At 74.7% G+C, this 12440-nt stretch carries 13 protein-coding genes; 7 read left to right on the top strand and 6 right to left on the bottom strand.

Going from position 1 to position 12440, the window contains the following annotated elements; translation table 11 throughout:
- Positions 1–96: 96 nt before the first annotated feature.
- Both BMY04_RS07775 and BMY04_RS22300 read left to right on the top strand, forming a co-directional pair.
- Entirely contained in the window at positions 97–630 is a 534-nt protein-coding gene (locus tag BMY04_RS07775) for a cupredoxin domain-containing protein (RefSeq protein ID WP_091178618.1), read from the top strand.
- Entirely contained in the window at positions 627–1274 is a 648-nt protein-coding gene (locus BMY04_RS22300) for a hypothetical protein (protein WP_139209791.1), read from the top strand. Before BMY04_RS07775 ends, BMY04_RS22300 begins: the two co-directional genes overlap by 4 nt.
- 43 nt (positions 1275–1317) lie before the next feature.
- Here BMY04_RS22300 and BMY04_RS07760 read toward each other — a convergent pair whose 3' ends face one another.
- Positions 1318–1947 (bottom strand): TetR/AcrR family transcriptional regulator, encoded by a 630-nt coding sequence (locus tag BMY04_RS07760; protein ID WP_170854047.1) that lies wholly within the window; start codon positions 1945–1947, stop codon positions 1318–1320.
- Positions 1948–2039: 92 nt separating this feature from the next.
- Here BMY04_RS07760 and BMY04_RS07755 point away from each other — a divergent pair, with 92 nt between their 5' ends.
- Together BMY04_RS07755 and BMY04_RS07750 are read left to right on the top strand one after the other, a co-directional pair.
- Positions 2040–2786 carry an SDR family NAD(P)-dependent oxidoreductase gene (locus BMY04_RS07755; protein ID WP_091178614.1) on the top strand — a complete coding sequence of 249 codons (747 nt, stop codon included), beginning with the start codon at positions 2040–2042 and terminating at the stop codon, positions 2784–2786.
- Positions 2787–2837: 51 nt separating this feature from the next.
- On the top strand, positions 2838–3365 hold the full coding sequence (locus tag BMY04_RS07750; protein WP_091178613.1) for a nuclear transport factor 2 family protein: 528 nt from the start codon (positions 2838–2840) through the stop codon (positions 3363–3365).
- Positions 3366–3393: 28 nt separating this feature from the next.
- Here the strand turns inward: BMY04_RS07750 and nhaA are convergent, their stop codons facing one another.
- A complete protein-coding gene (gene nhaA / locus BMY04_RS07745) occupies positions 3394–4722 on the bottom strand; it encodes a Na+/H+ antiporter NhaA (RefSeq protein ID WP_091178612.1) in 1329 nt (442 codons plus the stop codon).
- Between the two features lie 266 nt (positions 4723–4988).
- On the opposite strand from nhaA, the gene BMY04_RS07740 reads away from it, so the two are divergent.
- Positions 4989–6449 (top strand): metallophosphoesterase, encoded by a 1461-nt coding sequence (locus tag BMY04_RS07740; protein WP_139209790.1) that lies wholly within the window; start codon positions 4989–4991, stop codon positions 6447–6449.
- Between the two features lie 36 nt (positions 6450–6485).
- Here BMY04_RS07740 and BMY04_RS07735 read toward each other — a convergent pair whose 3' ends face one another.
- From BMY04_RS07735 to BMY04_RS07720, 4 genes are all read right to left on the bottom strand, one after another.
- Positions 6486–7358, bottom strand: coding sequence for an NAD(P)H-hydrate dehydratase (locus tag BMY04_RS07735; RefSeq protein WP_091178610.1), 873 nt, complete (start codon positions 7356–7358; stop codon positions 6486–6488).
- Positions 7333–8079 carry a histidine phosphatase family protein gene (locus BMY04_RS07730; RefSeq protein ID WP_198410010.1) on the bottom strand — a complete coding sequence of 249 codons (747 nt, stop codon included), beginning with the start codon at positions 8077–8079 and terminating at the stop codon, positions 7333–7335. The genes BMY04_RS07735 and BMY04_RS07730 overlap by 26 nt, the downstream gene beginning before the upstream one ends.
- Before the next feature lie 221 nt (positions 8080–8300).
- Positions 8301–8645, bottom strand: coding sequence for a DUF3099 domain-containing protein (locus BMY04_RS07725; protein WP_091178608.1), 345 nt, complete (start codon positions 8643–8645; stop codon positions 8301–8303).
- A 132-nt stretch (positions 8646–8777) separates the two neighbouring features.
- Positions 8778–10085, bottom strand: coding sequence for an MFS transporter (locus BMY04_RS07720; RefSeq protein ID WP_232506183.1), 1308 nt, complete (start codon positions 10083–10085; stop codon positions 8778–8780).
- A 130-nt stretch (positions 10086–10215) separates the two neighbouring features.
- On the opposite strand from BMY04_RS07720, the gene BMY04_RS07715 reads away from it, so the two are divergent.
- Together BMY04_RS07715 and BMY04_RS07710 are read left to right on the top strand one after the other, a co-directional pair.
- Positions 10216–11406 (top strand): epoxide hydrolase family protein, encoded by a 1191-nt coding sequence (locus tag BMY04_RS07715; protein ID WP_091178607.1) that lies wholly within the window; start codon positions 10216–10218, stop codon positions 11404–11406.
- An 11-nt stretch (positions 11407–11417) separates the two neighbouring features.
- On the top strand, positions 11418–12173 hold the full coding sequence (locus tag BMY04_RS07710) for a phosphotransferase family protein (RefSeq protein WP_091178606.1): 756 nt from the start codon (positions 11418–11420) through the stop codon (positions 12171–12173).
- The last annotated feature ends 267 nt before the right edge of the window (positions 12174–12440 follow it).

Raw genomic sequence — 12440 nt, 5'->3', positions numbered from 1 at the left:
CCCCCTCAAATGGTGGGATGGCCGGGCTCTGCGCGGGCTGCGAACCTCGAAGTCGACCGTTCATCCACGAGCCGTCCGAGGCCGAGCACTCCCACGATGGAGACCACCATGATCAAGAAAGCCGTGCTCGCCGCGTTCGCGCTGGCGACCCTGCCCCTGCTCGCCCCGGCCACCGCGCAGGCCGACGCCCCGCACGACCGGGTGCTGGAGCTGCGGGACGCCTGCGACAAGGCCAGCTGGGACGTCGAGTTCCCGGGTCTGTGCACCCGGTCGGCCGGGAGCGTGAGCCTTCCCGAGTTCCGTGAGGAGCTGGCCGACGGCGGCAGCGGCGCCTGGTGGATCCGGCAGCGGAGCATCGGGCTGGACCAGGGCGACTCGGTCGCCGCCACCAACGTCGGTGGGATCGTCCACACCTTCACCGAGGTGGACCAGTTCGGCAAGGGGTGCGTGCCCGAGTGGAACCAGGCCGTCCAGGACACGGTCGACAACTGCGACTTCGGCAGGTTCCTCCAGACGCTGGTAGCGCCGGGCACGTCCTCGGCGGCCCAGCAGCCGACGGTCGGTGTGCACAGGTTCCAGTGCCTGATCCACCCGTGGATGCGCACGACGGTCACCGTCAAGCCGTCGTGACCAGCACCACCACCCCAGCGAGGCGCCCCCGCAGGCCCGCCCTCCGGGGCCTGCGGGGCGCGTCCGCCGCGGTGGTGCTGAGCCTGGCGGCGACCGGCTGTGCCCTCGGCCCGACGAGCGCAGCCGCACCCGCGGCCGAGGGGAACGCGGCGCAGGCGCACGCAGCCCCGACCGCGCTGCCCGCCGCCGGCGACCTCACGAGCTCCTGCACCCGGCCCTCCCCCGGCGGAGGGCCGGCCGCCCTCTTAGCGGTGGAGCTGACGGCTCAGGGCGACCAGCTCGTCATCGCCTTCACCCTGGAGCAGACGGTCCGAGACGAGCTGGTCGTCCGCCTCACCGCCGGCCCGGGCACCGCCGTCGCCGGGGACGAGCAGCCCGCCCTGGTCGTCACCGCCACGGTCCGCGGGTCCGTCCCCGTCGCGCTGCGAATCACGACCTCGACCGGCTCAGGATCGGCCCGCGCGCCCGAGGACCACCTCCACGTGATGGGCAACCAGGTGCACGTGGGCGTCCCCCGCAGCCTCCTGGTGACCGTCGGCGACCAGTGGCACTGGAGCGCCACCGCGACCAGCGGAACCACCCGCGCCCGCTGCCCGGCCGCTGCGGGTAGCGGCGACCGCGGCAGCGCCGTCGTCGTCGGCTGAGGAACGGCGAGCCCTCGACGCGCCGGAGCCCGCTACGCCCGCGTCAGGACCAGTCGCCGTCGTCCGTGCCCAGGTGCGCGCGGCCGAGCTCGGTGGCCGGCAGCGCGGCCAGGCTCGTGAGCCCGATGTCGAGCAGCCGGGCGCGGGGCACGCCCGTGCCGCCGAGGAGGGCCATGCCCTCGATCACCGCGCAGAAGAACGCGCCCAGCGAGTCGGCGTCGGCGGCCGGGTCGACCTCGCCGGCCTCCTGGGCCTCGGCGATGCACGCCGCGTAGTGCGTGCGGATGGCGTCGAAGGCCGCCGCGGCCGTCGTGGCGACCTCGGGCTCGCGCGCCGAGAGCTCGACCGCGGCCTTCATGAACAGCGACGGCGGCGCCTGCCCCCCGCCGTGCAGGACGGCCATCTTGACCAGCTGCGTACGGATGCGGCTGATCGGGCTGTCCGAACCGTGCCGGATCGCCTCCACCGCCTCCACCGCCTCCGCGGTCCCGCTGAGGAACGCCCGCATGAACAGCTCCTTCTTGCCGCCGAAGGCGTTGTAGAGGCTCTGGCGGGCGAGGCCGGTGGCCTCGAGGAGCGTGTCGAGCGACGTGCCGGCGAAGCCCGTCTCGGCGAAGGCCTCGCGGGCGCGGGCGACGACGTCGGCCTCGTCGAACGTGCGGGGTCGTGGCACCGGGAGCCTCCTGTCCGAGTTCTTGACCAATTGGTCTGCTACGGGTGTAGTGTTCGAGACCAAGCAGTCAACAACCTACACGGAGGATCATCATGGCTCAGGCACTGGCCGGCAAGACGGCGCTCGTGACCGGCGGGACGTCGGGGATCGGGCTGGCGGTCGTCCGCCGGTTCGTCGAGGAGGGCGCGCACGTCGTCGTCAGCGGCCGCCGGCAGTCGGCGCTCGACGAGGTCGCCTCCGAGCTCGGCGACCGCGTCACCGCGGTGCAGGCGGACGCGACCGACCCGGCCGGCGTGGCCGCGCTCTTCGCGGCCGTCGAGGCCCGGGGAGCCGGGCTCGACGCGGTCCACGCCAACGCCGGCGTGGGCGAGCTCGGGGCGCTCACCGAAGTCACCGCGGCCGACATCGACACCACGTTCGCGACGAACGTGCGCGGCACGGCGCTGACCGTGCAGGGCGCGGTGCGGTTCCTCAACCCGGGTGCGGCGATCGTCGTCACCGGTTCCACCTCCGCCACCGGCACCGAGCGCGGCTTCGGCGTCTACGGCGCGAGCAAGGCGGCCGTCGTCGCGATGACGCGGACCTGGGCGCGCGAGCTGGCGCCGCGGGGCGTACGGATCAACACCGTCGTGCCCGGCCCGACCGAGACGCCGGGGCTGAAGGGCCTGGCTCCCGCCGACCCCGACGCGCTGCTGCAGACGATCGCGGCCGGCATGCCGCTGGGCCGGCTCCTGCGCCCCGAGGAGGTCGCCGCCGCCGTGCTGTTCCTGGTCTCCTCCGAGAGCTCCGGCATGACCGGCAGCGAGCTCTTCGTCGACGGCGGCAGCACCATCGCCTGACCGCGTCCTCCCAGCCGACCCCCACGCCGCACCACCCGAGGAGCCCCGACCATGACCGTCACGTCCACCACCCCCACCGCCACCACCCCCGCCGGCGGACCCGGCACCGAGGTCACGCCCGAGACCGAGCGCACCCTCGCGCGCCTGCCCCTGCTGTGGGCGAAGGCGCTCGACGAGGGCGACGCATCGGTCCTCGAGCGCCTGCTCACCGAGGACGTCGTCGTCGACCTGACGCCCGCCACCACGAGGATCGGGCTCGAGTTCCCGGTGCTCAGCGGGCGGGACACGGTGGTGCCGACCATGATCGGCGCTGTCGGCCCGCTGGACACCCAGCACCTGGTCAGTAACGTCACCGCCCGGACCCGGGGTGAGGGCTGGGTCGTCGAGGCGTACGCGCTCGCGCAGCACTTCCTGCCCGGCGAGGGCCCCGACGTCACCAGGACGCGCCACGCGCTGATGGGCAACACCTGGACGTTCGAGGTCCGCAGCACGTCCGACGGGCCCCGGGTCGAGCGGTTCGTCATGGACTGCCGGTGGATGGAGGGCGACCCCTCTGTCCTCCTCGCCGCCGTCGCCTGACCCCTGCCCGGCTCCAGGTGCCTCCCGCTCAGCCCTGGGCGGGAGGGACCTGGTAGACGTCCGGCGTCCCGTCGCCGTCGTCGTCGCGGGCCTCGGCCTCGCACAGGCGGCGGTAGGTGCGGTTCCGCAGCCGGAGCACGGTCGCCGCCACCAGCGCCGACAGCAGCGAGCCCAGCAGCACGCCGACCTTGACGTGCTCGTCGCGCTCGCTGCCGGCGCCGTACGCGAGCTCGCCGATGAGCAGCGACACGGTGAAGCCGATGCCGGCCAGCACCGCCAGGCCGGCGACGTCGACCCAGGTCAGGTCCTCGTCGAGGGAGGCCCGCGTGAAGCGGGCCATCAGGAAGGTGGCGCCGAAGACGCCGACGGCCTTGCCCACCAGGAGGCCGAGCGTGATGCCGAGCGCGACGGTGTCCTGCAGGGACGCCGTGAGCCCGGAGAACCCGCCGACCGTGACGCCGGCGGCGAAGAAGGCGAAAACCGGCACGGCGAACCCCGTCGAGAGCGGGCGCACCCGGTGCTCGAGGTGCTCCGCCATGCCGGGCCCGGCACCCGGCCCGCCGGCGGCCTGGCTGCGCACGACCGGCACGGTGAAGGCGAGCAGCACGCCGGCCACCGTGGCGTGCACCCCGGAGGCGTGGACCAGTGCCCAGGCCACGACGGCGAGCGGGACGAGCAGCCACCACGACCGCACCCGGCGCTGCACGAGCAGCCCGAACAGCCCGAGCGGCACGAGAGCCGCGAGCAGCAGGAGCGGGTGCAGCTCGCGGGTGTAGAAGACCGCGATGATCGTGATGGCCAGCAGGTCGTCGACGACCGCGAGGGTCAGCAGGAACGTGCGCAGCCCGCTCGGCAGGTGCGTGCTCACGACCGCCAGCACGGCCAGCGCGAACGCGATGTCGGTCGCGGTCGGGATCGCCCAGCCCTGCAGGGCGCCGGACCCCGTGCGCAGGTTGACCAGGACGAACACCAGCGCCGGGACGGCCATGCCGCCCACCGCGGCCACGACGGGCAGCGCGGCCCGGCGCGGGTCGCGCAGGTCGCCGGCGACGAACTCGCGCTTGAGCTCGAGCCCCGCGACGAAGAAGAAGATCGCGAGCAGCCCGTCGGCGGCCCACGCCCCGAGGCTGAGGTCGAGGTGCAGGGCGGCCGGCCCGACGCGCAGGTCGCGCAGGGCCGCGTACGCGCTCGCCCACGGTGAGTTCGCCCAGACGAGCGCGACCACGGTGGCGGCGAGCAGGAGCGCGCCGCCCACGGTCTCGCGCCGCAGCACGTCGGCGATCCGGGTGGCCTCGCTCCAGGAGCCGCGGGGGAAGACGCTGCGGGCCAGCGGGGGGAGCGGGTCGTTCGGGCTCACGGGGCCTCCGGGGTCGTCTGAGTCGTCGCCGACCAGACTTCCCGGCACACCGCGGCCCAGCCTAGGCAGGCCGACGCCTCAGCGCGAAACCGTCGACCCGTTGCGGTGACGTCGGTCTCAGAGGCACACTTCGCCTGCGCCCGGGAACGTTCCCGGTCGACAATGATCACCCACCAGAGCCGTCGAAGCGCCCCCCTCCTTCCGGCTCGACCGGTCCCGCCCGCACCGTCGCGGCGACCGGCCCGAAAGCCCACGAGGGGGGTCTTGTGCCGCGCACCCGCGCGCTCTTCCTGGTCGTCGCCGCCCTGGCGCTCACGACGTCGTCCCTGGTGCCCACGGCCTCGGCCGCGGCCACCGCCACCTGCCGCAACGACACGGTCCCGCTGCGGCTCGCGGCGAGCTCCACCTCCGCGGTCCTCACCACCTCGCCGTCGCGCGCGACCCAGGCGGTGTCCTCCGGCGCCGCCGACAAGGGCGTGGTCGCCCTGGTCGCGGCCGGCGCCGGTCCCGGCCGGGCGTCCGTCACCCGCTACCGCCTCACCGCGAGCGGCTCGACGGACTACGTCTACGCCCGTGACGCGGCGGGCCGGAAGGCGGCGGTGGCCGCCGGCTACACGGCCGACGGGGAGACGCTGCACGGTGCCGCCACCCCGGCGCCGGGCTGCACCCGCGCCGTCTACCAGCTCGTCAAGGGCCGTAGCCACCAGCTCGCCGTCGGCGGCGCGCAGGTGTCCGCGCTGGCCAAGAAGGGGTGGGTCGTCCAGGGCCCGCTCCTCTACGCCGCCGACCCGCCCGGTCACGCCCGGCCGCTGCCGACCGGACCCGTGGCGCGCGCGCTCCCGGCCGCCGACGACGACCCCGTCTTCCGCATCGCCGTGCTGCCCGACACCCAGGAGGAGGTCCACTCCGAGGACGACCACCGGCTGCTGCAGCGCAGCGAGTACATCGCCGCGCACGCCGGGAGCTGGGACGTCCGCCTCGCGGTGAGCGTCGGCGACATCGCCGACTGGGACACCGACGACCACGCGCAGTACGCGCGGGCCGCGCAGCAGCTGCAGCCGCTCGTGGCCAAGGTGCCCTTCGTCGCCGTGCCCGGCAACCACGACACGCAGGCGGTCTGCCCCGGCGGCAGCGCCTGCACCGGCCTCAAGGCCAGGACGACCGTGCGCGACACGACCGTCTACAACACCTACTTCCCGGCGGCGCGCTTCAGCCTGCTGCAGGGGCAGTACGAGCCCGGCAAGACCGACAACGCGTACCACACGTTCCGCGCCGGGGGCGTCAGCTGGCTCGTGCTCAACCTCGAGCTGTGGCCCCGCGAGCAGGTTGTCGACTGGGCCGCCGCCGTCGTCGCGGCGAACCCGCACCGCAACGTCATCGTGGTCACGCACTCCTACCTCACCAAGCGGGGCAAGATCCTCGGCGACAACGGCGGCTACGGCTCGATGTCGCCGAAGTACCTCTTCGACCACGTGGTCAAGCGCTACCCGAACGTCAAGATCGTCCTCTCCGGCCACACCGGCAAGGACAAGGTCCGCGTCGACACGGGGGTGTACGGCAACAAGATCGTGTCCTACCTGCAGTGCTTCCACAGCCGCACGGCGAACCCCTTCCGCCGGATCTCGGTCGACACCCAGCGGGGGCGCCTCGACACGGCCGTCTACACCCCCAGCACCGGCAAGAAGTCCAAGACCACCCGGGTCAAGGGCATGGCCTACGTGCGCTGACGTCGCGACCGCGGGGCTGGAACGGGCTGGGCGTACTCAGGCGCCGAGCTCGACCAGCACCCGCGGCAGCTCGGCGAGCAGCTCGCTGGCGAGGAAGCCGAGCCGTCCCACGGCGGCGGCCAGCCGGTCGCCCGCCGCCGCGTGCGTGTGGCTGGCCCAGCAGACCGCCTGCAGGGGTTCGGTGCCGCGGGCGAGGAGGCCGGCGACCGCGCCGGCGAGGACGTCGCCGCTGCCCGAGGTCGCGAGGCCGATCTGCCCGGCACCGGTGCGCCAGCACGCTCCGTCGGGGTCGGCGACGAGGGTCTGGCAGGAGACGACGGCACCGTAGGTGCGCGCGATCTCGGGCACGTCGGCCTCGAGGTCGTCCAGGTCGCGCCCCAGCAGCCGGCCGCCCTCGGAGGAGTTCGGCGTGAGGACCAGCCGGCCCGCGAACGGGGCGACAGCGTCCTTCATGCCGGGCAGCACGCCGAGCGCGTACGCGTCGAGCACCAGCCAGGTGTCGTCGCCCAGCAGCGGCAGCGCGCCCTTCAGCAGGTCGGCCGTCAGCTCCGCGTCGTCGAGGCCAGGGCCGATCACCACCACGTCGGCGGAGCCGAGGTCGTCCTCGAGGAGCCCGACGCCCTCGCCGGTCACCGAGCCCTTGCCGTCCTGCGGCAGGCCGATCACCCCGGCCTCGGGCGTCGCCACCGCCATCGCGGTCGCCACGGCGTCCGCGACGGCGAGCGTCAGGTGCCCGGCGCCGACGCGCAGCGCCGCCAGCCCGGCGAGCTGGGCGGCCCCGGGCGTACGGGCGGCTCCGCCCACGACCAGCACCTGCCCGCGCGAGTACTTCGAGTCGCCGACCGACGGCAGCGACCACTCCCGCAGCAGGGTCGGCGTGAGGTCACGGACGGGGCTGGTGGGGGGCATCGGTCTCGCTTCCGTGGCGGGTGACGGGGACGTCGGCGTCCTCGAGGTGGCTGACGTCGTTGAACCGGGCGAGCCGCCAGGTGCGGTCGGGCTCGCGGACGAGCTGGGTGATCGAGACGTTGAGCACCGGGGTCGCGGCCCCGATGTCGAGGACGTCGGCCTCGAGGAGGCGTTCGCAGACGTAGCGGAACGACAGGACCAGGGCGTCGTGGCAGACCACCAGCGCCCGCGTGCCGTCCGGCACGTCGTCGAGGTCGCGCAGGAAGCTCCGAACGCGGAGCACGACGTCGGCCCACGACTCGCCGCCCGGCGGCCGGTGGAAGAACTTGCCCAGCCAGCGCCGCCGCTCCGCCTCGAGCGGGAAGCGGGCCTGCACGCCCTTCGTCGTGAGCAGGTCGAGGACGCCGAGCTCCCGGTCGCGCAGCCGCTCGTCCACCGCGACGGGCAGCCGGGAACCGGCCTCGGCGAGGGAGATCTCGGCGGTCTGCCGGGCGCGCACGTAGTTCGACGACCACACGAGCGTCGGGCGGTCGTCCGCCAGGAGGTTCCGCAGGCCGGCCCCGAGGGCGCGGGCCTGCTCCTGGCCGGTCTCCGAGAGCGGCACGTCGGCGTCGCGCTGGCCGACCTCGATCACCTCCGCGTCGGCCTCGTGGGCCCGCGCGGCGGCGACGTTGCCCATGCTCTCCCCGTGGCGGACCAGCACGAGCTCGGCGGCGGTCACGTCGTCTCCTTCTGAGGGTGGGCGGCAGGTCTCGGCCACGGCCTGCCGCTCCCGCTGCTGCGGGGCGTGCGCGTGGACCGGCCGCTCGCGCGGCCGGCACCTCTTCCTACCCGGCATCGCGACGCCGACGCGGGGACCCCGGGTCAGCCAGGGACGACAAGGCCCCCGCAGCGGCTGCTGCGAGGGCCGGGTGGAACGGCGGGACGGGCGTCCCGCGTGGGTCAGCGGACGGTGCCGACCGCCTCCTCGTCGTCGAGGACGACGCCCTCGACGTACTCCGGCTCGGGGCCGGTGGTCAGCTGGGGAGCGTCGTCGGCGGCCGCGGGGACGGGCTTGCGCAGGCCCTTCTCGTCGGCCTGGTTGGCCAGCAGGACGCCCATGTAGGGCAGGAACACGGCGCCGGCGAACAGCGCCCACTGCAGCCAGCCGTGCGCGACGGTGACGGCGAGCAGGAAGCAGGCGGTGCGGAATGCCATCGTGATCGCGTAGCGGCGCACGCGCTGGGAGGTGTCGACGCTGGCGCCGGCGCGGGCGGAGGTGATGCTCGGGGTGCTGGTGGTGGGCACGGGTGGGACGACCTTCTTCGCAGGAGTCGGGAGCTCGCTTCGGTGCGATGGCCCGGTGCGGGGCCACCCGGTGCGGCCGACGCCTCGGCGCCAGCCTCCTCGGTGGTGTCCGCCCTGGTCAGGGCATCTTTGTCAACGTCGGTGTTCGGCGCCGTAGTCCCCCGCGGACGCCGGTCGGGCGACCTTTCGCAGCGTTGTGACCAACAGCACGAGCGTGACGACCTGCGTGGCCGCGACGACGATCACGAGGCCGGGCAGCGAGCGTTCGTAGAGTGCTCCGGCGGCCGCACCGCCCGCCACGGCGGCCGCGCCCTGGACCGCCGCGAACACGCCGTACGCGGTCGCGCGGCGTCCGCTCGGCACGAGGTCGGCGACGAGCGCCTTGACCGTCGAGTCCTGCACGCCCATCGCCGCGCCCCAGACCAGCACGCCCACCAGGACCAGCGGGACCGAGCGCGTGAACGCCAGCGGCGGGACCAGCGCGACCAGGAACGGGAGCACGACCAGCACCCGGCCGCCGACGTGGTCGTAGACCCACCCGGTCGCCAGCGCGGCCACGGCCTCGGCGGCCATCGCCGCGGCGTACACGAGGGGCACGGCGGCGACGGGGACGACGCGGTCCTCGGTGAGGTGGAAGGAGATGACGCCGAACGTGACCAGTCCCGCCGTCGCGGCCCCGGCCGACGCGGCGAAGAGCCAGAAGACCTGCGGCAGGCGACGCGCTGCCGCACCGGTCAGGGCGGGGGTCACGGGGGTCGCGGCCGCGTCGACGGTGGCGCTGGGCGCGGGCGGCTTCGGCGCGGGCGGCTTCGGCGCGGGTGGCTCGAGGCGGCGCCGGAGCACGAGGAGCACGACGATCGCGACGGCCCCGGGCACGACGAGCACGGCGAAGGCGGGCCACAGCGTCCCGGCCAGCGCGGCGACCCCGGCGACGAGCAGAGGACCTGCGACGGCACCGAGCTGGTCGAGCGCCTTGTGGACGGCCATGCCCCGGCCCATGCCGACCTGACCCGCCGCCGCGGCGAGCAGCGTGCTCTTGGCCGGGCTGCGCACGGCCTTCCCGGTGCGTTCGGCGAGGACGAGCACGCAGGCGCTGGCCAGGCCCGCGCCGGCGAGGAACGGGGTGACGGCGAGCAGCGGCACGCAGACGGCGGTGAGCGCGTAGCCGGCCAGGGTGAGCGTCCAGTAGCGGCCGCTGCGGTCGGCCCAGGTGCCCGTGAACAGGCGGAGCACGAGGGCGACCGCCTCCCCGGCGCCGGTCACCAGGCCGACGAGGAGGGCGGACGCACCGAGGGTGGCGAGCAGCGGTCCGGTCACCGACCGCGCGCCCTCGTAGACCATGTCGGCGGTGAGGCTGACGACGCCGAAGCCGACGACCGCCCGCCACGGCGACCAGCCCGCGGCCCGCGTGCGCGCGGTGGCGGAGGAACCGTCGGTCACGTCGGCTGCTCCTGTCCTGCGTCGGCTCTCCTGGCTCCCAGCCTTCTCGAGCGCCCGGGTGCCCCAGGGACAAGGGACGCCCAGGGAATTGTGCTGGTCGGGACGGGTCCCGGCTTCGTAAGGTCAGGACGTGGCCACCGAACCGGCACCCTTCCGGTCCGCGACGCCGGCGCAGGCGGTCGACGACCTGCGCCGACGCCTCCGCAGCACGCGCTGGCCGGACGAGCCCGCCGCCGCGGGCTGGTCGCTCGGGACCGACGTCGCCTACCTGCGCGAGCTCTGCGCGTACTGGGCCGACGGGTTCGACTGGGCGGCGCAGGAGGCGGCGCTCGACGCGCTGCCGCGGTTCCGGGTGCAGGTCGGCGGGCTGGACGTCCACGTGATCCACGCGCGGGCCGTCCCGTCGGGCGGCTCGGGCGGCTCGGGCGGCGCGAGCGCAGGGCGCGCGATGCCGCTGGTGCTGTCGCACGGCTGGCCGGACTCCTGCTGGCGCTACCTCAAGGTGCTGCCGCTGCTCGTCGACCCGGCGGCGCACGGCGGGGACCCGGCCGACGCCTTCGACGTCGTCGTGCCGGACCTGCCCGGGTTCGGCTGGAGCGAGCGGCCCGCCACCCCGCTCGACTCGGTGCAGGTCGCCGGTCTCTGGGCCGAGCTGATGACCACGCTCGGGTACGAGCGGTTCGGCGCGGCGGGCGGCGACCTCGGCAGCCACGTCAGCCGCTACCTCGCGCTCGACCACCCCGACCGGGTGGTCGCGGTCCACCGCACCGACGGCGGGCTCCCGAGCCCGGCGGCCCTGCCGGACGACCTGACGCCGGAGGAGCAGGAGTGGGTGCGCAGCGCCGGCGCGTGGGGCGCGAGCGAGGGCGCGTACGCGGCCGTCCACCGCACGAAGCCCCAGACCGCCGCCGCCGGGCTGAACGACTCCCCCGCCGGGCTGGCCGCCTGGATCGTCGAGAAGCTGCGCTCGTGGAGCGACTGCGGCGGCGACCTCGGGTCGGTCTACACGCCCGACGAGATCCTGCTGAACCTCTCCATCTACTGGTTCACCGAGACGATCGGCTCGTCGATGCGCATGTACGCGGCGAACGGCGCTCTCCCGGCGTCCCAGCTGACCCGCCGGGTGGAGGTCCCGTCGGGCTTCTCCCTGTTCCCCGGCGACATCCTCACGCCGCCGCGGGCGTGGCTGGAGCGGACGACGAACCTCGTGAGCCTCACCGAGCCGGCGCGCGGCGGGCACTTCGCGGCGTTCGAGCAGCCCGAGCTCTACGCCGAGGAGCTGCGGACGTTCTTCCGGCCGTACCGGGCCCTCGTGGGCTGACGCAGGCTGACGTGGACGGCGCGGGTGAGGACGTCGCGGTCGAGGTCGTCGTCGCGCACCGGCAGCGGGCGACGCTCCGGGTCGGGGACGTGTTCCTCAAGATCGACTCCGACCAGTCGCTGACCGACGTCGAGGTCGAGGCGATGGCGCTGGCGCCGGTCCCGACGCCGGAGGTGCTGTGGCGCCGGCCGCCCGTGCTGGCCCTGCGGGCGCTCCGCGGCGAGGCGCTGGGCCGGTTGGGGTCGCCGTCGACGGTCTCCTCGGAGGCCTGGGTCGCGACCGGAGCGGCCGTACGGACGTTGCACGAGGCGCCGCTGCCGGCGTGGCCCGGCCGACCGCTCGACACGCTGGCGGAGCGGCTCGAGCGCGAGTGCGACTGGCTCGTCGTGCACGACGTCCTGCCCCGCGAGCTCGTCGAGCGCAACCGGGACGTCGCCCAGGCGGCGCTGCGCCCGTGGACGCCGGTGTTCGCGCACGGCGACCTGCAGATCACCCACGTCTTCGTGGACGACGACGCGGTCACCGGGATCCTCGACTGGTCCGAGGCCGGGCCCGGCGACGCGCTGTCCGACCTCGCCACGCTGACCCTCGGCCACGAGGAGCGCCTGGAGGAGGTGGTGGCCGGCTACGGCGCCCCCGTCGACCTCGACGTCGTCCGGGGCTGGTGGTCCTGGCGCAGCCTGGTCGCCGCCCGCTGGCTCATCGAGCACGGCTTCGACCCGGACTCGCCCGGCGCCGAGTTCGACGTGCTGCGCGCGGCGGGGTAGCCGATTCGTCGCGTGCCGGCCTCCACTCGACAAGCCGTCGACACGAGTTGTCCACAGATTCGCTTCTGTGTTCGATTCTGTCGGTGGTCTCCCGTAGCGTCGTGCCTATGGAGGTCGAGGCGGTGGGTGCGGCACGGGCGGCGGGGCCGACGCCGGTCGACCTCGCGCTGGCCGCTTGCGAGACGGCGTTGGAGCACCTGGTGACGGTGGTCGAGGAGGGCGGTTTCGGCGACCTGGACGACGTGGCGCTGGTCGGGTTCGCGCAAC

This window comes from Microlunatus flavus, from assembly GCF_900110855.1.
GTDB lineage: Bacteria > Actinomycetota > Actinomycetes > Propionibacteriales > Propionibacteriaceae > Microlunatus > Microlunatus flavus.
This window is presented reverse-complemented; position numbering and strand designations above follow the sequence as displayed.